General features: G+C 71.3%; 20 protein-coding genes. 8 read left to right on the forward strand and 12 right to left on the reverse strand.

Annotated elements, in window-relative coordinates:
• Nucleotides 1-177: 177 nt before the first annotated feature.
• The 3 genes from LWP59_RS15975 to LWP59_RS15985 are packed head-to-tail and all read left to right on the forward strand — an operon-like array spanning nucleotide 178 to nucleotide 4,363.
• A complete protein-coding gene (locus tag LWP59_RS15975) occupies nucleotides 178-1,893 on the forward strand; it encodes an MFS transporter (protein WP_144640334.1) in 1,716 nt (571 codons plus the stop codon).
• Nucleotides 1,890-3,398, forward strand: coding sequence for a long-chain-fatty-acid--CoA ligase (locus tag LWP59_RS15980; protein WP_144640331.1), 1,509 nt, complete (start codon nucleotides 1,890-1,892; stop codon nucleotides 3,396-3,398). The genes LWP59_RS15975 and LWP59_RS15980 overlap by 4 nt, the downstream gene beginning before the upstream one ends.
• Nucleotides 3,395-4,363, forward strand: coding sequence for a phosphotriesterase family protein (locus LWP59_RS15985; protein WP_144640328.1), 969 nt, complete (start codon nucleotides 3,395-3,397; stop codon nucleotides 4,361-4,363). The genes LWP59_RS15980 and LWP59_RS15985 overlap by 4 nt, the downstream gene beginning before the upstream one ends.
• A gap of 50 nt (nucleotides 4,364-4,413) precedes the next feature.
• Here the strand turns inward: LWP59_RS15985 and LWP59_RS15990 are convergent, their stop codons facing one another.
• Nucleotides 4,414-5,082: an esterase/lipase family protein gene (locus LWP59_RS15990; RefSeq protein ID WP_144640325.1), complete on the reverse strand. Its 669-nt coding sequence runs from the start codon at nucleotides 5,080-5,082 to the stop codon at nucleotides 4,414-4,416.
• 278 nt (nucleotides 5,083-5,360) lie between these two features.
• Between LWP59_RS15990 and LWP59_RS15995 the strand changes: the two genes are divergently transcribed.
• Complete coding sequence (locus tag LWP59_RS15995) at nucleotides 5,361-7,382, forward strand: AMP-binding protein (RefSeq protein WP_407653104.1); 2,022 nt, start codon at nucleotides 5,361-5,363, stop codon at nucleotides 7,380-7,382.
• 1 nt (nucleotide 7,383) lies between these two features.
• Here the strand turns inward: LWP59_RS15995 and LWP59_RS16000 are convergent, their stop codons facing one another.
• Nucleotides 7,384-8,118: a class I SAM-dependent methyltransferase gene (locus LWP59_RS16000; protein WP_229857459.1), complete on the reverse strand. Its 735-nt coding sequence runs from the start codon at nucleotides 8,116-8,118 to the stop codon at nucleotides 7,384-7,386.
• Between the two features lie 289 nt (nucleotides 8,119-8,407).
• On the opposite strand from LWP59_RS16000, the gene LWP59_RS16005 reads away from it, so the two are divergent.
• A complete protein-coding gene (locus tag LWP59_RS16005) occupies nucleotides 8,408-13,312 on the forward strand; it encodes an RHS repeat-associated core domain-containing protein (RefSeq protein ID WP_144640317.1) in 4,905 nt (1,634 codons plus the stop codon).
• Nucleotides 13,313-13,364: 52 nt separating this feature from the next.
• On the opposite strand, the gene LWP59_RS16010 is transcribed toward LWP59_RS16005, so the two are convergent.
• From LWP59_RS16010 to LWP59_RS16045, 8 genes are all read right to left on the reverse strand, one after another.
• Entirely contained in the window at nucleotides 13,365-14,714 is a 1,350-nt protein-coding gene (locus LWP59_RS16010; protein WP_144640314.1) for an MFS transporter, read from the reverse strand.
• Between the two features lie 32 nt (nucleotides 14,715-14,746).
• Complete coding sequence (locus LWP59_RS16015; protein ID WP_144640311.1) at nucleotides 14,747-15,667, reverse strand: amidohydrolase family protein; 921 nt, start codon at nucleotides 15,665-15,667, stop codon at nucleotides 14,747-14,749.
• 21 nt (nucleotides 15,668-15,688) lie between these two features.
• Nucleotides 15,689-16,714: an amidohydrolase family protein gene (locus LWP59_RS16020; RefSeq protein WP_191334799.1), complete on the reverse strand. Its 1,026-nt coding sequence runs from the start codon at nucleotides 16,712-16,714 to the stop codon at nucleotides 15,689-15,691.
• 99 nt (nucleotides 16,715-16,813) lie between these two features.
• On the reverse strand, nucleotides 16,814-17,188 hold the full coding sequence (locus LWP59_RS16025) for a hypothetical protein (RefSeq protein ID WP_144644126.1): 375 nt from the start codon (nucleotides 17,186-17,188) through the stop codon (nucleotides 16,814-16,816).
• A gap of 18 nt (nucleotides 17,189-17,206) precedes the next feature.
• Nucleotides 17,207-17,428 (reverse strand): hypothetical protein, encoded by a 222-nt coding sequence (locus LWP59_RS16030; RefSeq protein WP_144644128.1) that lies wholly within the window; start codon nucleotides 17,426-17,428, stop codon nucleotides 17,207-17,209.
• Nucleotides 17,425-17,598 carry a hypothetical protein gene (locus LWP59_RS16035; protein ID WP_186383555.1) on the reverse strand — a complete coding sequence of 58 codons (174 nt, stop codon included), beginning with the start codon at nucleotides 17,596-17,598 and terminating at the stop codon, nucleotides 17,425-17,427. The genes LWP59_RS16030 and LWP59_RS16035 overlap by 4 nt, the downstream gene beginning before the upstream one ends.
• Before the next feature lie 41 nt (nucleotides 17,599-17,639).
• On the reverse strand, nucleotides 17,640-18,725 hold the full coding sequence (locus LWP59_RS16040; protein ID WP_144644130.1) for an enolase C-terminal domain-like protein: 1,086 nt from the start codon (nucleotides 18,723-18,725) through the stop codon (nucleotides 17,640-17,642).
• The gene (locus tag LWP59_RS16045) at nucleotides 18,722-19,642 is read right to left on the reverse strand and encodes a ketopantoate reductase family protein (protein ID WP_144644132.1); all 921 of its coding nucleotides are present in this window, start codon (nucleotides 19,640-19,642) and stop codon (nucleotides 18,722-18,724) included. The genes LWP59_RS16040 and LWP59_RS16045 overlap by 4 nt, the downstream gene beginning before the upstream one ends.
• Before the next feature lie 104 nt (nucleotides 19,643-19,746).
• Between LWP59_RS16045 and LWP59_RS16050 the strand changes: the two genes are divergently transcribed.
• Complete coding sequence (locus LWP59_RS16050; RefSeq protein WP_144644134.1) at nucleotides 19,747-20,328, forward strand: TetR/AcrR family transcriptional regulator; 582 nt, start codon at nucleotides 19,747-19,749, stop codon at nucleotides 20,326-20,328.
• Nucleotides 20,329-20,397: 69 nt separating this feature from the next.
• Here the strand turns inward: LWP59_RS16050 and LWP59_RS16055 are convergent, their stop codons facing one another.
• Both LWP59_RS16055 and LWP59_RS16060 read right to left on the reverse strand, forming a co-directional pair.
• A complete protein-coding gene (locus LWP59_RS16055) occupies nucleotides 20,398-21,324 on the reverse strand; it encodes a polysaccharide deacetylase family protein (protein ID WP_144644136.1) in 927 nt (308 codons plus the stop codon).
• A gap of 86 nt (nucleotides 21,325-21,410) precedes the next feature.
• Nucleotides 21,411-21,665, reverse strand: a complete 255-nt coding sequence (locus LWP59_RS16060; RefSeq protein ID WP_144644138.1) for a hypothetical protein — start codon at nucleotides 21,663-21,665, stop codon at nucleotides 21,411-21,413.
• A 10-nt stretch (nucleotides 21,666-21,675) separates the two neighbouring features.
• Between LWP59_RS16060 and LWP59_RS16065 the strand changes: the two genes are divergently transcribed.
• Together LWP59_RS16065 and LWP59_RS16070 are read left to right on the forward strand one after the other, a co-directional pair.
• On the forward strand, nucleotides 21,676-21,855 hold the full coding sequence (locus LWP59_RS16065) for a TetR/AcrR family transcriptional regulator C-terminal domain-containing protein (protein ID WP_186383556.1): 180 nt from the start codon (nucleotides 21,676-21,678) through the stop codon (nucleotides 21,853-21,855).
• Complete coding sequence (locus LWP59_RS16070) at nucleotides 21,852-22,013, forward strand: hypothetical protein (RefSeq protein ID WP_186383557.1); 162 nt, start codon at nucleotides 21,852-21,854, stop codon at nucleotides 22,011-22,013. The genes LWP59_RS16065 and LWP59_RS16070 overlap by 4 nt, the downstream gene beginning before the upstream one ends.
• Nucleotides 22,014-22,131 lie beyond the last annotated feature (118 nt).

Genomic DNA, 22,131 nt, shown 5'->3' on the forward strand with positions numbered 1-22,131 from the left:
GCCGGCGACGGCACCAGCCCGGTTTTGCACGCCACACAGGTTCCCGAAGAAGCGAGCCACAGGAGGCGGCATGAAGGCAAGCAGCGAGGCTTTGCCACTGGCGAACCGGCCGGCGGAAAGATCCCCAGGTCACGGTGGCGCGAGTAGGCGCATTCGGGTGCAAGAGGGGGCGGTCGCATGACCGCCGGCGTGACCGACACGACGTACGCCCCCGGCGGCGGCAGCCCGCTGGGCCGGCTGCTGTGGCACCGCCAGCTCGAGCACTACCCCCGCGGCGCCCGGCGGTTCAGCTGTCTGGCGATCGCGGTGCTGGCGACCATCGTCCTGTACTACGAGCTCTACGTCGCCGGCGCGGTCTCGCCCGCGATCATGGCGCAGTACCACCTGAGCTTCTCCACCTACGTCTGGATCACCGCGATCGGCAACGTGTTCGGCGCGTTCGCCTCGCTCGTCGCGGGCCTTGCCGACCGGTGGGGCCGCGCGAACCTCGTCGTCTACGGTCTCGGCGTGACCGGCGTGCTGGTGCTGTTCGCACTGCCGAACTCGCCCAACGGCGGCGTCTTCGCGGTCGTGTTCACGCTCATCGCGTTCGTCGAGGGCATCATCCTCGTCGCCACCCCGGCCCTCGTCCGCGACTTCTCACCGCAGCTGGGCCGCGCCTCCGCCATGGGGTTCTGGACGCTCGGCCCGGTCGCGGGCAGCCTGGTGGTCGCCGAGGTCTCCAGCCACACGATCGACTCGCTGCCCAGGTGGCAGAGCCAGTTCACCATCTGCGGCATCGTCGGGCTGGTCATGTTCGTGATCGCGCTGTTCGGGCTGCGCGAGCTCTCGCCCAGCATCCGCGACCAGCTGATGGTGAGCATGAAGGACCGCGCGCTGATCGAGTCCCGGGCCCGCGGGATCGACGTCGAAGAAGGCCTGAAGCATCCGTGGCGGCAGATGCTGCACCTGGACATCATCGGCTCGGCGTTCGCCATCGCGGTGTTCCTCATCATCTACTACACCGCGGTCGGCTTCTTCACGATCTACTTCACGACGCTGTTCGGCTACTCCCTCGCCGACGCGAACGGGCTGGGCAACTGGTTCTGGGCGTTCGACGCCGTGGCGCTGATCCTCGTCGGGCTGCTGTCGGACCGGGTGCGGGTGCGCAAGCCGTTCATGGTGGTGGGCGCGATCGGCACCGTCGCGATGACCGCGGTCTTCGCCTCCCGCACCGGGCATCCGGACACCGGCTACTACACGTTCGTCTGGATCATCAGCCTGCTCGCGGTGTTCATGGCGATCGCATACGCGCCCTGGATGGCGAGCTTCACCGAGACCGTCGAGCGGCGCAACCCGGCGCTGACCGCGACCGGCCTCGCGGTGTGGGGCTGGATCACCCGGGTCGTGGTGGCCCTGTCGATCACCGTGCTGCCGTTCGTGATCAACTCGATGACCCCGCTCGTCGAGAACGGCGCGCAGGTCTCGGAGCTGAGCACGAAGTACGCGGCGCAGCTGCAGACCTTGCAGGCCATCGACCCGGCGACGCAGGCCGCGCTCGGTGCCAACCCGAACGACGCGGCCGCCGGTGCCAAGGCCGTCGGCGAGATCGCCGCCGCGCAGAGCGTGAGCCCGGCCGAAGCCGTCACCAAGCTGCGTGCCGTCGCCACCATCCCGCTCGCCGACCTGGCGTTCCTGTCCGCGCACGGGACCGAGGTCGCGCAGGCCGCGGAAGAGGCGCCCGGCCAGTGGCAGAACTGGTGGTGGGTCTGCATCGGCGGTGAGATCGTGTTCCTGCCCCTCATCCTGGTGATGGCGGGACGCTGGAGCCCGCGGCGGGCGCGGGAGGACATGATCGCGCACGAGGCGAAGGTCCAGCAGGAACTGGCCGCGATGCAGGAAGGAAAAGGATGAGCTTCACTCTCGCCACGATGCTCAGGGAGTCACGCCTGAGCGACCCGGACAAGGCGCTCTGCCATTTCGGCGACCTGTCGTTCAGCTACGCACAGGTCGACGAGCTGTCCGGGAGAGTCGCGGCGAGCCTGCTCGACGTCGGTCTGGTGCGCGGCGACAAGGTCGCCGTGCACCTGCCGAACCTGCCCCAGTTCCTGTTCGCCTACTTCGGCATCCTCAAGGCCGGGCTGGTGATGGTGCCGCTCAACCCGCTGCTGCGGGCGGCGGAGATCGCCTACCACCTCGCCGACTCCGACGCCAGGCTGCTGATCACCTTCGAGTCCTTCGCGACCGAGGCGGTCAAGGCGGCGTCCGAAGTGGACGGTGTCACGACGTACGTGGTGACCACCCCGGGTGCCGCGCAGCCCGCCGGCACCCGGCACTTCGACGAGCTCTACCGGTGCGCCGACACCGGGGACCTCGTGCCCACCAACGCGGACGACACGGCCGTGCTGCTCTACACGAGCGGCACGACCGGTCGTCCGAAGGGCGCCGAGCTGACGCATTTCCAGCTGTACATGAACTGCACGGTCAGCGGCGAGCTGTTCGGCTTCCGGGACGACGACATCGGCGTCGGCGTGCTGCCGCTGTTCCACGTCTTCGGGTTGTCCAGCGTGCTCAACGTCTGCGTGCGCTACGGCGGGACGATCGTGCTGCTGCCGCGGTTCGAGGCCGGGGCGGTGCTCGACGCGATCGAGCGCTACCGGTGCACGGTCTTCTCCGGCGTGCCGACGATGTACTTCGCACTGACGCAGGAGGACCACAAGGGCCGGGACCTCTCGTTGCTGCGGGTGGGCACGTCCGGCGGGGCGGCGATCCCGGGGGAGACGATCCGCGGCTTCGAGGAGAAGTTCGACGGCGTCGTGATCCTGGAGGGGTACGGGCTGTCGGAGACCGCGAGCACGGCGACGTTCAACATCAGCGCCGAAAAGCGCAAGGTGCTCTCGATCGGCAAGGCGATCTGGGGTGTGCAGGTGCGGGTCGTCGACGACGCGGATCGTCCGCTGCCGCCGGGCCCGGAGCACGTCGGGGAGATCGTGATCCGCGGACACAACGTGATGAAGGGCTACTACAAGCGCCCGGAGGCGACCGCGGAGGCGTTCCGCGGCGGCTGGTTCCACACCGGCGACCTCGGCTACGCCGACCCGGACGGTTATCTGTACATTGTGGACCGGAAGAAGGACCTGATCATCCGTGGCGGGTACAACGTGTACCCGCGGGAGATCGAGGAAATCCTCTACGCCCATCCCGCGATCGGTGAGGCCGCCGTGATCGGCAGGCCCGACGAGAAGCTGGGGGAGGAGGTCGTCGCCGTCGTCAGCACCACCACCGAGATCGCGGCCGAGGAGATCGTCGAGTACTGCCGCGAGCGGTTGGCGGCGTACAAGTACCCTCGCGAGGTCCGGGTGGTCGGTGAGCTGCCGAAGGGGCCGACCGGGAAGATCCTGAAGAAGGAGCTGCGATGACGCAGGTGGCGACCGTGCGCGGGCCCGTGGCGGGCACCGAGCTGGGCCGGACGTACATGCACGAGCACATCTTCACCCTCACCACGGACGTGCAGCAGAACTTCCCGCAGGAGTGGGGCGACGAGGACGCTCGCGTCGACGACGCCGTGGCGAAGCTGGGAGCTCTTGCCGCACAAGGGGTCCGGACGATCGTGGACCCGACGGTGATCGGACTGGGCCGGTACGTCCCGCGGATCCAGCGGGTCGCCGGGCGGGTGCCGGAGCTGAACATCGTGGTGGCGACGGGCATCTACACCTACGAGAGCGTGCCGTTCTACTTCTACCACCGCGGCCCGGCGATCGGGCGGCCCGATCCGATGGTGGACATGTTCGTCAAGGACATCACCGAGGGCATCGGCGCGACGGGGGTGCGGGCCGGGATGCTCAAGTGCGCGATCGACCACCAGGGCATGACCGGCGGGGTCGAGCGCGTCATGCAGGCGGTCGCGCAGGCGCATCACCGGACGGGCACGCCGGTCACCGTGCACACGCATCCGGGCTCGGAGACGGGCCTGGAGGTGAAACGCGTCCTGTGCGACGAGGAGGGCGTGGACCCGCGGCGGGTGGTGCTCGGGCACAGCGGCGACAGCACCGACTGCGACCACCTGAGCGCGCTCGCGGAGGCCGGTTTCGTGCTGGGCATGGACCGGTTCGGGATCAACACGGCGACCACCTTCGAGGCCAGGGCCGACACACTGGTCGAGATGTGCCGCCGGGGGTATGCGGAGAGCATGGTGCTGTCGCAGGACGCGTCGTGCTACATCGACTGGATCGACCCGGAGGTGATGCCGCTGCTGTCCCAGTGGCACTACCTCCACATCGGCGACGAGGTGCTGCCGTACGTGCGGGAGCACGGCGTCACGGAGAAGCAGATCGAGACGATGCTGGTCGAGGTGCCCCGCAGGGTCCTGGAGGGCAACGGGTAGGGGGCGGGCTGTGGTGCCGGCCTCCCGGCCGGCACCACCCGGAAACTCCCTCAGCTGCCCAGGAAGCTTCGCACCTGTGACAGCACGACCGCGTCCGTCAGGTAGCCGATGTGGGTCTCGCACGCGACATAGTTGTTCGTCGCCCCGCTGAGGGTCGTGCTGGTGTACGGGATGATGACCCCGTCGCACGGCGAGTACCACGTCGCGAACCTCGTCGGGCCCGGCGTCTCGTCACCCGAGGTGACCTGCGCGATGAACGACGAGCCCGGGTACATCTCCTGGCAGGACGGGTTGACCAGGCACGCCCCGGCGGAGGTGGTGCCGTGGTTGGCGCCCGCGAGCGAGGCCACGTGGCTCACCGAGGCCGCCCCGCCCAACTGCTTGACGTACCAGTCGGTGACCAGCCCGCCCATCGAGTGGTTGACGATGTCGACCTTCGCCGAGCCGGTCCGCTGCCGCACCTGGTCGACGTAGGACGCGAGCCCGGCCGCGCTCGTCCGGTTGGACTGGGCCCAGTTGTACTGATAGGCGTACAGCTCGTTGCTGCTGTACCCGGCCGCGGTGAACAGTGCCTCCGCGGTCGTCCAGTTGGACGCGCTTCCGGCGTAACCGTGGACGAAGACGACCGGGGTGTGGGTGGCGGCCTGCGCGGAGCCGGCGCCGACGAAAGTCAGCGCGCCGAGGCACAGCGCGAGCAGGGCGCCCAGAACGCGACGCATGGAACCTCCTCGTTGAGGGATCAGGGGATTTCCCAGTGTCGGGGGCGAGGCTGAGCGGGCACATCCGTGAAACGGCCTGCGTTCACCCCGGGGCGCGAGGTACCGCCGAATGCGCGCCGGGCGTTCGGCAGCAATGCGTAACCCGCGAGGCCGACTGGCCGACCGGGCACACCGGTGCGGCGGAAATAACCCCCGGCCGGGAGTGTGACGGGCGAAAACGTGCCGTCTCGTTGACCAGGGGCCAGGGGTTCTCTAGCTTCGGCAGAATGCCGGATTGCGTGAGCTTCGACCTGGTCCTCGAGCATCCGCGCCGCGCCGTGTGGCAGGTGATCTCCGCGCCCGAGCTCTACCCGCGGTTCTTCCGTGGCGTCGGCTCGTGCGAACGGGCCGGCGTGGCGGGCCGGCTCGCCCGGTACCGGATGCGGGTCAGCCTGTGCGGGCAGCCGGTCGAGCACGAGATGCGGGTGCTGCTCAGCCGCCGCGACGAGCAGTTCGTGCTGGACAGCGAGCAGGACACGGCGGGCCGTGTCTCGGTGCGGCTGGCCGACGCCGAGGGCGGGCACACGCTGGTCAAGTGCATCTTCTTCCTGCCGCCCCGCGGTTCGAAGCTGAGTGCGAACGACCTCAAGCACTGGGTGCGCGACGGGCTGGCGCGGATCGGCAGGCATCTGTCCGGCCTGCCGGAGCCGCTGCCCGACGAGCGCCCGCCGTCGCACCTGCAGATCGCGAACACGCTGGTCTCGGCCGGCATCCTGACCACCGCGCGGCCCGACCGGCTGATGCGCCAGCTGCACGCGGCCTCGAAGTGGGGCGCGACGCTGGCCGGTGGCTACACCGCCGCCGCGCTGCGCTCGCCGAAGGCACTCGCGGTGATCGACGACGACGGCCCGCGCTGGACCTTCGCGGAGCTGTCCCGGCGGACGAACCGGCTGGCGGGGATCCTGCGCAAGATGGGCGCCGGGCCGGACGGGCGGGTCGCGGTGCTCGCGCGCAACTCCGGCGCGCTGGTGCAGATCCTGCTCGCCTGCGGGAAGCTCGGCGTCGACGCGGTGCTGCTCAACACCGGGCTCGCGGAGCCGCAGGTGCTCGACGGCGTGCACCGCCAGCACGTGCGGATCGTCGTCGCCGACCCCGAGTTCACCCCGCTGCTGACCAACCTGTCGCCGACCACCTCGTGGGTCGGCACCGACGCGATCGACGCGCTGATCGACCACGCCCCTGACGTCCGGATGGACCCGCCGTCCTCGCCTGGCAGGCTCGTGGTGCTCACCTCGGGCACGACCGGCACCCCGAAGGGCGCGCGGCGCCCGACCCCGAAGGGCCTGTCCGCGGCGGTCGCGCTGCTCTCCCGCATCCCGCTGCACTCGCTGGACCGCATCCTCGTCGCGACCCCGCTGTTCCACACCTGGGGCCTGGCGGCGATGCAGGTCGGCATGCCGTTGTGCGCGACGCTCGTGCTGCAGCGGCGCTTCGACGCCGAGGAGTGCCTGCGGGCGGTGGAGGAGTCGCGCTGCACGGCGATGTTCGTGGTGCCGGTGATGCTGCAGCGGATCATGGCGCTGCCGCCCGAGGTCCGGGCTCGCTACGACACCTCCAGCCTGCGCATCGTGGTCAGCAGCGGCTCGGCGCTGCCCGGCGCGCTGGTCACCGGCTTCCTGGACGCGTTCGGCGACATCCTCTACAACTTCTACGGCTCGACGGAGGTCTCGGCCGCGGCCATCGCCACTCCCGCGGACCTGCGGGCCGCCCCCACGACTGCGGGGCACCCACCGCTGGGCTCGCGGCTGGCGATCCTCGGCCCGTCGGGGGAGCCGCTGCCGCCGGGCGAGGTCGGCTGGATCCACGTGGGCAACGAGCTGCTGTTCGACGGCTACACCGACGGCAGCGGCCGCGAGGTCCGGCACAACCTGATGGACACCGGCGACCGCGGCTACCTCGACGCCGACGGGCGGCTGTTCGTGTCCGGCCGCAGCGACGACATGATCATCTCGGGCGGCGAGAACGTGTTCCCGCGCCCGGTCGAGGAGGCGCTCGCGACCCTGCCCGGGGTGGCGGACGCCGCGGTGCTCGGCGTGCCCGACGCCGAGTACGGGCAGCGCCTGGTCGCCTACATCGTGGCGTACCCGCGCTCGGGGCTCGACGAGGACGTCGTACGCGAGTTCCTGCGCCACCGGGTCGCGCGGTTCGCCCTCCCGCGCGAGGTCGTCTTCGTCACCGAGCTGCCGCGCACCCAGACCGGAAAGGTGCTCAAGCGGGTGCTGCTCGAGGACGGCTGGCTGGCCAACACCCGGGCGCGCTAGCTCAGTCCTTCCGGAACACCAGCAGCTCGGTGCGCCCGCCCGACATCGGCTCGAAATGGCTGCCGACCAGCGACAACCCGCGGCGGGCGAGCAGGTCGACGGTCCAGCTGCGCGAGGTCATCGTGTAGATCCCGGCGTTGCTCTCGATCCAGGCCCGGGTGGTCTCCTCGTCGAGGCAGTCCTCGGTGACGATGTCGAACGCGGCGACGCCGCCGGGGCGCAGGACCCGCGCCATCTCCTGCAGGTAGCCGGCCGTGGTGACGAGCGGGACGTAGACGAACAGCTTGTGCGAGTGCACCAGGTCGACCGAGCCGGTCGCGGTCTCGCGCAGGGTGTGCCCGTCGGTGGCGCGCAGCACGGCGCCGGGCAGGGTGCGCAGGTGCGGGAGCCAGTCGTCGGCGGTCTCGTAGATCTCGTAGGCCTCCGGTTCCAGCGCCGCGATCACCTTGCGGGCGTACCGGCCGCTGCCGGCGCCGATCTCGCACACCCGCGCCGCCTTGTCGCCGAGGTCCGCCAGGCGGAGCATGGCCGCCGCCGTCGCGGCGGTCGCGCCTGGCTCGGCGCTGTAGCGGTCGAGGTAGTCCTCGACGGACAGGCCCTCCCGCCGTGCCTCCGCGAGGACGCGGCGGGCGGGCAGGAACGGGCGGATGCCGGGGTCGTCGCTGTGCCCGCGGACCAGCTGCACCCCGAGCGGTCGCAGCGCGCGGTTGACGCCGTCGCGCACGAGCGTGGTCATGGACATCTCTCTGCTCCGATCACCGGGTACGTTCCGGTGGTCGTGCCGGGGGCCCGTGGCGTTTCAGGAAACAGCGGTTTTCACAGCAAGAATTCACCCTGCCCGCAAGGAGATCCGGAGAAATCGGACGCAAGTGGACGTTCGTCGCCGGCAGCCGGGTTGCCCGAACGGTCTCGACACTGGTATCGAGAGTGCACGGTTCGTCACCACCGGGAACCACCGCGGGGCCACGGGTGTCCCAACTGACTGGTGGCGCGTGAACGGTGACGACCGTGGATGGGGGCAGGGCATGACCAACCCGCTGGTGGCGCAGGCGAAGGACTCGACGACCGGGATCTCGGGGATCTCGATCCTCGAGGACGGCCAGGCGCTGAAGCAGGGCATCGAGAGCGGTGACTGGGCTTCGACCGTCATGGGGGTGGCGGGGACGGCGATGGACGCGCTGGCGTTCGTGGCGGATCCGTTCGGGTCGATCCTGGCGGCGGGTGTCGGGTGGCTGATGGAGCACGTGGGCCCGTTGAAGGAGGCGCTGGACAAGCTGGCGGGCAGTCCTGACCAGATCACGGCGCATTCGGAGACGTGGAAGAACATCGCGTCGGAGCTGGGGCAGGTCGCGACCGATCTGGGGAATCAGGTAGAGGCCGACGTCCAGTCCTGGACGGGTCCCGGTGCGGACTCCTACCGGCGGCAGGCCGATGACATGGTCAAGATCCTGCAGGGTGCGGGGCAGGCGTGTGAGGGCGCGTCCAGTGGGGTGAAGACCGCGGGCGAGGTGGTCGCGGCGGTGCGTCAGCTGGTGCGGGACACCATCGCCCAGGTCGTCGGGCACATGATCTCGTGGGCGTTGCAAGTGCTGTTCACCCTGGGGATCGGGTTGACGTGGGTTGTGCCGCAGGTGGTGAACCTGGTCGCGAAGACGGCGAAGGACATCGCGAGCCTGGTCAAGAACCTGACCAAGGCGTTGGGTGACCTGGGGAAGCTGCTGGGCAAGGCGGGGGATCTGTTCAAGGACGCGGCGAAGGGGATGAAGGGTCTCAAGCCCGGTCCGAAGGCCGCCCCGGGCAAGGTCGACACGTTGCCTTCGGGTGCGAAGAACGTCGACCCGGTCGGTGACAAGACCATCCCGTCCGGCGCGAGCGGCAAGGGTGGCGGCGACGCCGGCAAGATCGATCCGCCACCGAAGCTGAACGACGGCGACACCGCCCCGTCCGGGGCCAAGGACACCGGCGGCGGCGACGCCTCACCCCCACCGAAGACGGGTGACGGCGCCGGCGCACCCAAGAGCGACGACGTGCCGCCGCCGAAGCTGGACGACAGCGGGGGCACGCCCAAGGGCTCGCCGGACTCCACGAAACCGTCGTCGAGCAAGCCGGACAACCCGCGGGACACCGCGGTCGGGCCGGACCAGCGCAAATGCCTGACCGACCCGGTCGACATCGCGACCGGCGAGGTGATCCTGCAGCAGACCGACCTGCGCCTGCCGGACCTGCTGCTCGAACGCGTGCACGTCTCGTCCTACCGCGCCGGCCGCTGGTTCGGGCCGTCCTGGGCGTCCACCGTGGACCAGCGGCTGGAGCTCGACGGGGCCGAGGTCGGCTACGTCGGTCCCGACGGGGTGATCCTGGTCTACCCGCTGCCCGCCCCCGGCGAGCCGGTGCTGCCGGTGGAGGGCGCGCGCTGGCCGCTGGCCCGCCACGCCGACGGCACCTTCACGATCGACCAGCCACTCCAGGGCCGGACGCTGCACTTCTCGGCCACCGGCTCGTTGCGCGCCGTCGAGGGCGCAGACGGCGAGCGCGCCGAACTGTTCCACGACGAGGCCGGCGCGCCCGTCCTGCTCACCCACTCCAGCGGCGTCCGGGTGGGCTTCCGGACCGACGGCGGCAGGCTGACCCAGTTGCGCGTGCTCGGCGGCGGCGTCCCGGACGTGGTCGTGCTCGACTACCGCTACGACGACCTCGGCCGGCTGACCGGGGTCGTGAACTCCTCCGGTATCCCGCTGCGGTTCGACTACGACCCGCACGGCAGGCTGACCGGCTGGCAGGACCGCAACGGGGTCTGGTACCGCTACGTGTACGACCCGGCGGGCCGGTGCATCCGCACGGTGGGCGCGGAAGGCTTCCTCGACGGCGTCTTCGACTACGACCGCGAGCGGCTGGTCACCCGGTTCACCGACTCCCTCGGCCACGTCAGCGAGTTCCAGCTGAACGCGGCGGGCCAGACGGTGCGCGAGACGGACGCGCTCGGCGGGGTGACCGTCTTCGAGTGGGACCGCTACGACCGGCTGCTCTCCCGCACCGACCCGCTGGGCCGGGTCACCCGCTACCTCCACGACGCCGATGGCACGCCGCTGCAGATCGTCCGCCCGGACGGCAGTGTCCTCTCGCTCGAGCACGCCGACGGGGTGCTGGCGTCGGTGACGGTGCACGGAGTGACCAGGGTCTGGCGCCGGTTCTACGAGCCCGGCGCGGCCCCCGACCCGATCGACGAGCCGGTCGGCGTCGCCACGGCGGCGGACCTGGAGCCCGCGCCGCGGGACCCGGCGGCGGTGCCGGACCCGGCCGACCGCGACCAGTTCGGCCGGCCGCGGTCGGCGCCCGAGGCCGGTGGCGGCCGGGTGCTCCTGGGCTGGACGGTGGACGGGCTGCCGGCGTCGCGGACCCGGTCCCGGTCCGCACGCGAGATCTGGCGCTACGACGGCGAGGGCAACGAGGTCGAGCACGTCGACGAGCTGGGGCGGGTGACCCGGCGGGAGTACGGCCCGTTCGACCTCGTCACCGCCGTGGTCGACCCCGCCGGGGCGCGGACGCGGTACGGCTACGACACGGAACTGCGGCTGGTGTCGGTGACCGACCCGGTCGGTCGCAGGTGGACGTTCCGCTACGACCCGGTCGGCAGGCTGGTCGGGCAGACCGACTTCGACGGCCGGACGTGGGCCTACGGTTACGACGCCGCCGGTCAGCTGGTGCGCTCCACCGGCCCGGACGGCGGCGTGACCGAGAACCGCTACGACGTGCTCGGCAACCTCGTCGAGGTCCGCACTCAGCACGGCAGCACGAGCTATGCCTACGACCCGGTGGGCGAGGTGGTGCGCGTCTCGTCCGCCGAGTCCGTGGTCGAGTTCGACCGCGACGAGTACGGGCGCGTGGTCCGGGAGGCGATCGACGGCCGCGCGGTGACCTTCGCCTACGACGAGCAGCGGCGCACGATCCGGCGGCGGACCCCGTCCGGGGCCGAGAGCGAGTGGTCGTTCGACGAGCGGGAGCGCCCGGTTTCGCTCGTCACCGCGGGGCACACCGTGCGCTACCGGCTCGATGCCGACGGCCGGGCCGTGGCCCGGGACGTCGACGGCGTCAGCGTGCTGGAGCAGTCCTTCGGCCCTCGCGGGCTGCTCGCCGCGCAGCGGCTCTCGGCCGCCGCCGCACCCCTGCGGGGCCGTGGGTTCGAGTACCAGGCCGACGGCAGGCTCGCCGGGGTGCGCGACGATCAGGCGGGGCACCTGCGGCTCGTCCGCGACGTGACCGGACGCGTCGTCACCGCGTCCACCCCCGCGGGGCAGGAGGAGCTGCGGTACGACCCGGCGGGCAACCTGACCGCGTGGTCCGGCGGCACCGGGCCGGCCGTCGAATACGACGCACTGGGGCGCCGGACGCGCCGGCGGGAGTCCTATCCGGACGGTGTGCGGGTGTGGGAGTACGAGTGGACCGGTGACCTGCTCACCGGGCTGCGCACCCCGGACGGGTGGCGCTGGCGTTACCGCTACGACCCGCTGGGCAGGCGGATCGCGAAGGAGTGCCTGCTGCCGGACGGCTCGGTGGCGGAGTCGGTCCGCTTCGTCTGGGACGGCACGGTGCTCGTCGAGCAGGAGCACCTCGGCCGGGACGGCGTGCGCCGCAGCACCACGTGGGAGCGGCGCCCCGGCGGTCACGAGCCCGTCACGCAGCTCGAACGTGGTCCCGGCGCCGAGCGCTTCCACTCGGTGGTCACCGACGCGCTCGGCACTCCCACCGACCTCGTGGACGAGACCGGCGGACTCGCCTGGAGCGGGCGCCGCACGGTCTGGGGCGCTGCCCTGCCCTCGCCCGGCGCACGGGCCACCACCCCGCTGCGCTTTCCCGGCCAGTACGCGGACGAGGAGTCCGGTCTGCACTACAACGTCTTCCGCTACTACGACCCGGCGACCGCGCGGTACCTCAGCCAGGACCCGCTGGGCATGGCGGCCGGGCCGAACCCGACCGCCTACGTGGCCGACCCGTTCGCCGAGTTCGACGCACTCGGGCTGATGGGCTGCTCGGACAAGACGACCCCGTCGTCGGGCAAGGGCGCGCCGTCCGGGAACCCGCCGGCGAAGCACAATGCGGGCAACTCCGGCGGCAGCGCGAACACCCCGGGCACGAGCGGCAAGGGCAAGCGCAAGCGCGACGACGACGGCGACGACACGAAGCCCAAGAAGTCCAAGAAGGACCCGCGCGCACCCTGGGACCGGCCGGAGAAGTTCGAGCGGCCCACGGACAACAACCTCAAGGCACAGAAGAAGGACCCGGCGAACCCGGGGTTCGGCGGCGGGCAGGACGTGCACGCGCGGCACGTGGTCTCGTTCCAGACGATGCGCGACAACCTGAAGTCCTGGGTGGACAAGAACTACCCGCCGGGCCACCCGGACCGGGACGCGATGATCCAGAAGTACGACGGCGAGCTGGTCAAGATGAACAGCAAGATCGAGAACCTGCCGCTCGGGCCGGGCAAGCCGAACACCGCGATCGGCAGCACGGTGAACAACTTCCCGAACATCCAGTCCAGGATCGACGGGACCTACACGCCGGGCAAGGGTGAGGGGCCTGCCTTCCAGCACACCCCGAGCGAGGCGTTCGACCAGTCGTCCGGGTACATCAAGGACATCAAGGGGGAGTTCGCCGACCCGATCATGAAGGCCGCGGACAACATCACCGATCCCGCGGAGCGCAAGGAGTTCCTCGACGACGTGCGGTTCTCCGCCGACTTCGACTGGCCCGGCGGCAACTCCGACGAGTTCAAGACCTGGCAGAACGTGCACGGGGAGATCGAGGACCTCGGCGCGAACCCCGGCCGGTACGGCCCCGCGGAGGTCGACGAGATCATCGGCCGGTTCAACAACCTCGAGAGCCCGAGCGGGACCCACGACTCGAAGGCGGACTTCTCGTCGCGGCCCAGATGACGGGCAGGGTGAGGGGCGGTGCGAACCCCGCGCCGCCCCTGACCCGTCTCCGTCAGACCCCGGCGGGTTCCGCTGCGTTCCGGACCGTCGCCTGGCGGGTGCGGGGGCCGAAGACCCCCAGCACGATCGCGCCGACCAGCCACGTGCCGGCGATGAAGAAGAACACGCTCTGGTAGCCGCTGCCGGTGTACAGCGCCGCGACGATCAGCGGGCCCGCCGCGTTCGACAGGCGGCCGAGGCCGTAGGACACCCCGGTGCCCAGGGAGCGGCCGCGCGTGTCGAACAGCTCCGGGGAGTAGGCGTACCCGAGTGCGGTGTAGCCGCGCTCGAACAGGTTCACCAGGAAGCCGAACACCACGATCAGGATCGGGTTGAACGTCAGCCCGTACAGCAGCCCGCACAGTGCGATGACCGTGCCGAAGGCGACCAGGCACCACTTGCGCTCGAAGCGGTCGGTGACCAGGGCCGCCAGGTAGGACCCCAGCGGGGCGCCGACGGTGCTCAGCGCGACGTAGAAGACCGACTTCTCGACACTGAAGCCCTCCTTGGCCAGCAGCGTGGGCGCCCAGGTCGAGTATCCGAAGAACCCGATCGTCTGCGTCACCCACACGACGGTGAGCAACAGCGTGGGGAACAGGTACTTCTTCTGCAGCAGCATCCGCAGCGGGGCCTTGCCCGCCGGGGCCTCCTCGACGGGCGGCGCCGGCTCGGGCAGCGGCCCCTTCTCCGCGACGACCCGCGCTTCGATCTCCCGCAGCACCGCGTCGGCCTCGGCGTGCTCGCCCCGGCTCTCGTGCCAGCGCGGCGACTCCTTCAGCTGCCGGGTGAACAGCACGAGCAGGATGCCCAGCGCACCCCACAGGTAGACCAGCCGCCAGGTCCAGTCGTTGATGTCGACCACCAGGCTCGCGATGAGGTTCGTGACGGGGGTGCCGCAGATGCCGATCACGATCGCGTAGGCCTGGTACTTGCCGCGGCTCGCGGCGGGGTACAGCTCGTTGACGTAGATGACCGCGACGACGGTCATCGCCGAGAGGCCGGCGGAGGTCAGCACGCGGAACACGCCCAGCGACACGACGTCCCACGAGAACACCGCCGCGAGCGAGAAGACGCCGAACCACACGGTGGTCAGCATCAGGGCTCGTTTGCGGCCCCAGCGGTCGGCGATCGTGCTCGCGACGATCGACCCGACGAACATGCCGACGAACGACAGCGAGGTCACGTACGCGACCTGGTTGACCGTCACGCCCCACAGCTTGATCAGCTTGGGCGAGGTGGTGGCGAAGCTGTTGATGTCCGCGAACTCGAAGAAGTAGGCGAACGAGACGGCCAGCAGGGTGACCTTGTGGAACCGGGAGATCGGCAGCCGGTTGAGCCGGTTGAGCGCGTTGGCGTGCTGCATCGCATGCCCTTCGTGGGAAGTGGTGGGGTCGTTCAGGCGGCTTCGCCGGGCCAGTACAGGCGCATGGGGTTGTCGACGAGCAGCTTGTGCTGCTGCTCGGCGGTCACCGCCACCTGGGGCACGTGGTCGACCAGGAGGCCGTCGTCGGGCATGTGGCTCTTGAGGTTCGGATGCGGCCAGTCGGTGCCCCACAGCACGCGGTCGGGGAACTCCGTGACCACGCGCCGGGCGAAGGGCACGACGTCGGTGTAGGCGTGCCGCTCGCCGTCGAGGGCCGGCGGCCCGCTCACGGTGAGGCGCTCGGGACAGGTCACCTTCACCCAGACGTCGTTGCCTTCGACGAAGCGCAGGAACCGGGCGAACTCGGGCCCCTCCACCGGCTTCGTCACGTCCGGCCGTCCCATGTGGTCGATCACCAGCGGCGCGGGCAGCGAACCGAAGAAGCCCTCCAGCTCCGGCAGGTCGGCGCTTTCGAAATAGAGCACGATGTGCCAGCCGAGCGGGGCGATCTTTTCCGCGATCGTGCTCAGGTCCTCCTTCGGCGAGGCGTCGACGAGCCGCCGCACGAAGTTGAACCGCACGCCCCGCACGCCCGCCGCGTCGAGCTCACGCAGCTCGCGCTCGCCGATGTCGGGACGAACGGTCGCGACGCCGCGGGCCCGGCCTCCGGACGCGCGGACGGCGTCGACCATCGCGGAGTTGTCCGCGCCGTGGCAGGTGGCCTGCACGATGACGTTGCGCGCGACCCCCAGGTGGTCGCGCAGCGCGAACAACTGGTCCCGGCTCGCGTCGCAGGGCGTGTACTTGCGCTCCGGCGCGAACGGGAACCGCGCCTGCGGGCCGAAGACGTGACAATGGACGTCGACGGTGCCGGGCGGGAGCCGGAACGCCGGCTTCGACGGGCTCGGGTACCAGTCCAGCCAGCCGGGCGTCTTGGCGGAGACGGTGGTCATGGGTTCCTTCGGGATCGGGGCTCAGCGGCCCTGGCTCGTGAGCAGGGTGTCGAGGCGGGGGTAGACGGCGCGGGCGTTGTGCTCCCGGATCGCGGCCCACTCGTCCGCGGACAGCTTCGAGGCCTCCGCGTAGCGGCGGGTGTCGTCGAAGTAGTGGCCGGTGCGCGGGTCGACGCTGCGGACCGCGCCGATCATCTCGGACGCGAAGAGGATGTTGCGGGCCGGGATGACGTCGAAGAGCAGGTCGGAGCCGGGCTGGTGGTAGACGCAGGTGTCGAAGAAGACGTTGTTGAGCACGTGCTCCTCCAGCTCGGGCTTGCCCAGCGCCATCGCGAGGCCGCGGAAGCGGCCCCAGTGGTAGGGCACCGCGCCGCCGCCGTGCGGGATGACCAGCCGCAGGGTCGGGAAGTCGGTGAACAGGTCGCCCTGGACGAGCTGCATGAACGCCGTGGTGTCGGCGTTGAGGTAGTGCGCGCCGGTCGTGTGGAACGCGGGGTTCACGCTCGTGCTGACGTGCACCATCGCCGGCACGTCGTACTCCACCATCTTCTCGTAGACCGGGTACCACGAGCGGTCGGTGAGCGGGGGTGCGGTCCAGTGGCCGCCGGAGGGGTCGGGGTTGAGGTTCAGCGCGACGGCGCCGTACTCCTCGACGCAGCGGGTGAGCTCGGGGACGCACGTGGCGGGGTCGACGCCGGGGGACTGCGGGAGCATCGCGGCCGGGGCGAACCGCTCCGGGTAGAGCCGGCTGACGCGGTGGCACAGCTCGTTGCAGATGCTCGCCCACTCCGACGAGGTGGCGAAGTCGCCGACGTGGTGGGCCATGAACGACGCGCGGGGGGAGAAGATCGTCAGGTCGATGCCGCGTTCGTCCATCAGCCGCAGCTGGTTCGTCTCGATCGTCTCGCGCAGCTCGTCGTCACTGATCCGCAGGTCGGCGCGGGCGGGGGCAGCGGCGGGGTCGGACAGGGCGGCGATCTGCTGCTTGCGCCAGGCCTCGAGCGCGGGTGGGGCGGTGGTGTAGTGGCCGTGGCAGTCGATGATCAAAGCTGGTCCTCTTCGCGACGCGGGTGGGCAGGTCGGGTCCGATGCCGCCTGGTCGTGCCGGGCCGCATCGTCGCTCTCCGTGAGCCGTCTGGTGTCACCCTAATCGTCGATGAAATTGTTGACAATATCTACGACGAACCGTCTTGATCGTGGACGGTCGGCCTGGCCGGTGCCAGGGCGGGGTGCGTCGGTGGAGCGTCCGCCGTCGGGCGCCGGTTCGCTGAACCGAAGCCGCCGCTCAGTCGCCGAGCCCGGCGGCCAGCGCCGCGTCGGCGCCCGCTCTCGTACCGGGCCGCGCCGAATGGGCGCGACGGTGCCGCTCAGCGACACCACGGCGGCACCCGCCCGGCCGGCGACGAGGTACTTCCCAGCTGTGCGGCCGGTCGTCTCGACGGTGACCCCGCCGGTCACCTGCCGCAGCAGCCCGAGCTGGTCGAGCAGCGCGCCCAGGTCCCCGGCGTCGCGGACGGTCACGACCGAGTCCAGGATCCGTCAGGGGTCCACTTCGGACGACGGCCAGGACAGCCGGACGGCCTGGGGCCGTGCGGAGATCGCCGGCCCGGACGAACCAGCCGGCCGAGTTGCCGGACACCCCCGGATGTCGGCGGCGGGCGACTCCGCCACCCGCAGGCGGGCCGGGACACCGGCCAGCACGGCGCGGTGCGCCCCGGCGGCGGCCGGGTCGTCGGGAAGTGCCACGGACAGCGGGCTCACAGGCGCTCCAGGAGGAGTTCGGCGCCGCGGTCGGCGAGCTCGACCGCGAACATGGGGTCTTCGACAGCGGTCTTGACCGGGACGTCCGGTTCGGCCAGCCCGTTGGCGATGTCGGCGAGGTGCAGCCACTCGGCCTGGTAGCCGTTGACCGGGTACTGCCAGACCCGCACGCCGTCCGGGGCGCGCAGGGCGGAGCCGAGCGTCCCGGTGCTCAGCCGACGCGGAAGCGGGCGACGGCCTGCTCGTCCCAGGCCAGGCCGCTGCCGGGACGGTCGGCGGCGGTGACGTGGCCGCCGGCGACGGTGACGGGGTCGATGAGGATGGGATCGGCCCAGTCGACGTACTCCAGCCAGTGTGCCGTCGGGGTCGCGGCGAGCAGGTGCGCGGAGACCTCGGGGTAGAGGTGGCACGACATCGGGACCCCGGCCGCGTCCGCGAGCGCGGCGGCGGCCTGCCATCCGGTGACCCCGCCGATCCGGTCCGCGTCGGGCATGACGAAGTCACTCGCACCGGCGGCGAGCGCGCGGGCCATCGCCCGCGGGCCGGTGAAGTTCTCGCCGAGCTGCACCGGGGTCTCCAGCGTGGCGGCGAGCTCGGCGGCACCGGTGTGGTCGTCGTGCCGGATCGGTTCCTCCAGCCACGACAGGCCTTCGCCGTCGAGCATGCGGCACCGCTGCCGGGCCTCGTCGAGGCGAAGCGCCTGGTTGAAGTCCGCCATCAACGCGGTGCCGGCGGGCAGCGCCGCCCGCACGGCGCGCACGGCGGCGAGGTCGGCCGCCGCATCCGGGCGGCCCAGCCGCATCTTGACGCCGGCGAAGCCCTCGGCCAGTTCGACCGCTTCGTCGGCGGCCTCGGCCGGGTCCAGCAGACCGAGCCCGTTGCTGTTGTAGGCCGGGAGCGCGCGCGGCTCGGCGCCGAGCAGCCGGGCGAGGGGCTGTTCCGCCGCGACCGCGAGCGCGTCCCAGCACGCCATGTCGAGGGCCGCGAGCACGCCGGACACCAGCCCGCGGACGCCGAGCAGCCGGTGGTGCCCCGCCATCGTCCGCCGCACCGCCGCGGGCGCGGCCGGACTGTCCGCCAGGAGCGCGGTCGCCTCGGCGACCAGCGGCAGCATCGCGTGCCCGGCGGCTTCGCGGTAGCAGAACAGGTAGCCGCGCCCGGTCACGCCCTCGTGCGTGGTGAGGTCGAGCAGCAGCAGGGGCGCCTCGGTGATCCGGCTGGCGCTGGTGCCCAGCGGGCGGCGCATCGGCACGCGCACGAGCCGCGCGCCGATCCCGCGGACGGTCGGCACGGTCATTTCCGGCCTTCGGCGTGCACCGCCAGCAGGTCGGCGATGGCGCGGTTGGCCGGGGTGGGCACTCCGAGCGCGCGGCCGCGGTCGACCACGTCGCCGCTGAGCCAGGGCACTTCGAGCCGGTTGCCGCGTTCGAGGTCGTGGTGCATCGAGGAGGTCATCGTGTCGGGCACGGTGTCGACGAACGCGAGCCGGTCGTCGGCGTAGTCCTCGGGCAGCGGCACGCCCTGCGCGCGGGCCACCCGCACGACCTCGTCCATGACATCGCGCAGGAACGCGCGGCTGCGGTCAATGGCGCGGATGGGGCCGATCGGGGAGCGGGTGAGGCTGGTGGTGCCCGACAACCCGACGAGGAACACGAACTTCTCCCAGATCGTCCGCTCGATCCGGTCGCTGACCTCGGCGTCGATCTTGCCGTCCGCGCAGGCTTCGCGGAACCGGGCGGTGCGGGCGGACTGGCTGCCGTCGTACTCGCCGAACACGAGTTTCTGCATGTTGCCGGAGTGGCGGATGACGCCGGGCTCGGCGATCGTGGCCGCGATGTAGCAGACCCCGCCGAGCACGTGCTCCGGCCCGAGCACCCGGCGCAGGATGTCGTCCTTGACCACGCCGTTCTGGAAGGACACCACGGCGGTGTCCGCGCGCAGCAGCGGCCGGATCTGCCCGGCCGCCGCCTCGGTGTCCCACAGCTTCACGCCGAACAGCACCAGGTCCACCGGATCGAGCGTGCCGGGATCGTCGGTGGCCTCGACCTCGGGCAGGTGCACGTCGCCCATCGGGCTCTCGACACGCAACCCGTTCGCCCGCAGCGCAGCCAGCTGGGCGCCGCGCGCGACGAACGCCACGTCGTGCCCGCCTTCGGCCAGGCGTGCCCCGAAGTAGCCGCCGACACCGCCCGTGCCCATCACCGCGATCCGCATACCGCCTCCATAGTTGAACGTCCATACAACAATATGGACCGCTGATTCCCCTGTCCATACCGGAGGAAGTGTGTTTTGCCGGAGAGACGCCATAGAATTCGGGCATGGGACGCACTAGGGGCTTCGACGTCGGCGAGGCGCTCGACGCCGCTCTCCGCACGTTCTGGCAGCAGGGTTTCGACGCGACCTCGATGCAGGACCTGTGCCAGGCGATGCAGGTGCGGCCCGGCAGTGTGTACGCGGCCTTCGGCGCGAAGCGTGAGCTGTTCGCCGCGGCCCTGCGCCGCTACGCCGAGACGGTCACGGCGGAGGCGGTCGGCCGCATCACCGCCGCGCCGACGGGCATGCAGGGGCTGCGGGACTACTTCGCCCACCTGATCGACGCCATGGTCGACGGCGACCGGCGGTGGGGGTGCCTGATCACGAACTCGGTGGTCGAGTTCGCGACGCGGGACCCGGACCTGGCCGGGTTGATGAGCCTGCACCTGGCGAACCTGCGTGCCGCCTTCGCCGCGGCGCTGACCCGCGCCCGCGCCGAGGGCGAGCTGCGCCCCGGCGCCGGCCCGGAGTCGGCCGAGCTGCTGGTCGCCGTCGTGCAGGGGATGAACGTGCTCGCGAAGAGCCGCCCCGGCCGCGCCGCACTGGAGTCCGTCGCGGCGTCGGCACTGGCGGGGCTGGTTCCCTGAGGGCGCCGCGCTCGGCCCGGAGGAAGACTTGGCGGCGGCGGGGTGGTTCTCACCGAGTCCCTTACCGGTTCAGGACCACTCGTGGTGGTGCTCGAGCCACCAGCGCGCGATGTCCAGGCGGCGCAGGAACGAGACGCCGTCCTTCTGCCCGATGTACTCGACGAAGTCCCGCACCGCGCTGGCGCGGTTGGCCTGGCCGCTCCACCGCGGGTGCAGCCCGACGGTCAGCATCCGCGGGCCCAGCCCGTGGTCGACCTCGTCGCAGAGGTAGTCCACGCCCAGCCGGAGGCTCTCGAAGAACTGCGCCGGCGAGCCGTAGGTCGGGTTGAGCAGGTAACGCGTGTCGTTGTAGACCTTCGAATACGGCACGATCAGCAGGTCCTGCCCGCCGGCCGTGGTGAAGTAGGGCAACTCGTCGTTGCACGGGTCGGAGTCGTAGAGGAAGCCGCCCTCCTCGACCAGCAGCTCCAGGGTGTGCTCGCTGGGGAACGAGCGCAGATACCAGCCGAGTGGCCGCTCGCCGGTGGTGCGCGTCAGCGACTCGATCGCCAGGCGCAGGTGCTCGCGCTCCTCCTCGACGCTCATCCGGTTGTACTCCAGCCAGCGGTAACCGTGCCCGACCACGTCGTGCCCTCGGTCGCGGATCCAGGCCGCGACCTGCGGGTTGCGTTCGAGCGCGACCGCGCACGCGCCGACGGTCACGGGCACGTCGTAGCGGTCGAACAAGCGCGCGAGCCGCCAGATGCCGACCCGGCTGCCGAACTCGTAGTGCGTCTCGCTGCCCAGGTCCCGGACGGAGGCGTCGGTCTCGTAGTCGTACTCGCCCCAGCCGTCGTTGCGGCCGTCCCCGTCAGGCAGCGAGTACTCGGCCCCCTCCTCGTAGTTGATCACGATGTTGACCACCAGCTTCTCGCCGCCCGGCCAGCGCACCTGCGGCGGGTGCCGGCCGTAGCCGACGAAGTCCCGCGGTCGCCGGACCGTGCTGTCAGCGGACATCCTGTGCGTTCCCCTCTCCTACCCGGCCGTCCGGTGACCGTACTGCGAGACGATGCGCACGCTCGCGCCCGCTCCGGCGGCGCTGGTCACCGGGTGGTCGGCGCGGCGGTCATCGTGTCCAGGCGCATCGTCTTGAGGACGGCGAGGTTCGCCACGAACAGGCCCGGCAGCAGGACGCCGAGCACGCGCTGGTCCGACATCCACAACCCGGCCGCCGCACCGCCGAACACGAGCGCCGCCGTGAGTGCGTAGGCGACCGGGCCGCGGCGGCCACCCCCACTGGGCTCGCCGCGTCGCCAGAACGAACCCGCCGCAGGTGGCGTGCTTGTTCGCCGCCGCACCGCGGCGGTAGTGGCCGGGGGCGGGCGGTCGTTCCGGCTGCGCCTGCTGGAACACCCCGCGCTGCTGCCGCTCGTCGCGACGCGGCCCGCGCGCGGGCAGGTGGCGTTGCGCAGCGTCGAGTCCGTGCTGGAGATCTTGACCGGCAAGGGCTTCACGGCGCCGGACGCGCTGGCGGTTTCAACGCCATGACGACCTTCGTGCTGGGGCACGTGCTCGCCGAAGCCCTGCGAACCGGACCCCGGCACGAGGAACGGTTCGAGCGCGCGCCGGCAGCGTTGCTGGACGGGCTGGCCGCGACCGCCGGTGGCCGCACGGCGGAGACGCCGGCCGCACCGCGACCGTTGTGAGCTATCCACAGTGGACAGCGAACTTCCTGTTCATCCCCGGCTACTGCCCTGCACGGTGGCAGCGGCGGGCCGCGGCTCGCCTGGTGCCGGAAGCCGGTGGCGGCGCGGTAATGTCCGC

This window comes from Amycolatopsis acidiphila, assembly GCF_021391495.1.
Classification (GTDB): domain Bacteria; phylum Actinomycetota; class Actinomycetes; order Mycobacteriales; family Pseudonocardiaceae; genus Amycolatopsis_E; species Amycolatopsis_E acidiphila.

Coding starts and splice junctions, on each gene's coding strand:
- LWP59_RS15975 (WP_144640334.1), top strand. CDS start 178: ATGACCGCCGGCGTGACCGACACGACGTACGCCCCCGGCGGCGGCAGC.
- LWP59_RS15980 (WP_144640331.1), top strand. CDS start 1,890: ATGAGCTTCACTCTCGCCACGATGCTCAGGGAGTCACGCCTGAGCGAC.
- LWP59_RS15985 (WP_144640328.1), top strand. CDS start 3,395: ATGACGCAGGTGGCGACCGTGCGCGGGCCCGTGGCGGGCACCGAGCTG.
- LWP59_RS15990 (WP_144640325.1), bottom strand. CDS start 5,082: ATGCGTCGCGTTCTGGGCGCCCTGCTCGCGCTGTGCCTCGGCGCGCTG.
- LWP59_RS16000 (WP_229857459.1), bottom strand. CDS start 8,118: ATGACCACGCTCGTGCGCGACGGCGTCAACCGCGCGCTGCGACCGCTC.
- LWP59_RS16005 (WP_144640317.1), top strand. CDS start 8,408: ATGACCAACCCGCTGGTGGCGCAGGCGAAGGACTCGACGACCGGGATC.
- LWP59_RS16010 (WP_144640314.1), bottom strand. CDS start 14,714: ATGCAGCACGCCAACGCGCTCAACCGGCTCAACCGGCTGCCGATCTCC.
- LWP59_RS16015 (WP_144640311.1), bottom strand. CDS start 15,667: ATGACCACCGTCTCCGCCAAGACGCCCGGCTGGCTGGACTGGTACCCG.
- LWP59_RS16040 (WP_144644130.1), bottom strand. CDS start 18,725: ATGACCGTGCCGACCGTCCGCGGGATCGGCGCGCGGCTCGTGCGCGTG.
- LWP59_RS16045 (WP_144644132.1), bottom strand. CDS start 19,642: ATGCGGATCGCGGTGATGGGCACGGGCGGTGTCGGCGGCTACTTCGGG.
- LWP59_RS16050 (WP_144644134.1), top strand. CDS start 19,747: ATGGGACGCACTAGGGGCTTCGACGTCGGCGAGGCGCTCGACGCCGCT.
- LWP59_RS16055 (WP_144644136.1), bottom strand. CDS start 21,324: ATGTCCGCTGACAGCACGGTCCGGCGACCGCGGGACTTCGTCGGCTAC.
- LWP59_RS16070 (WP_186383557.1), top strand. CDS start 21,852: ATGACGACCTTCGTGCTGGGGCACGTGCTCGCCGAAGCCCTGCGAACC.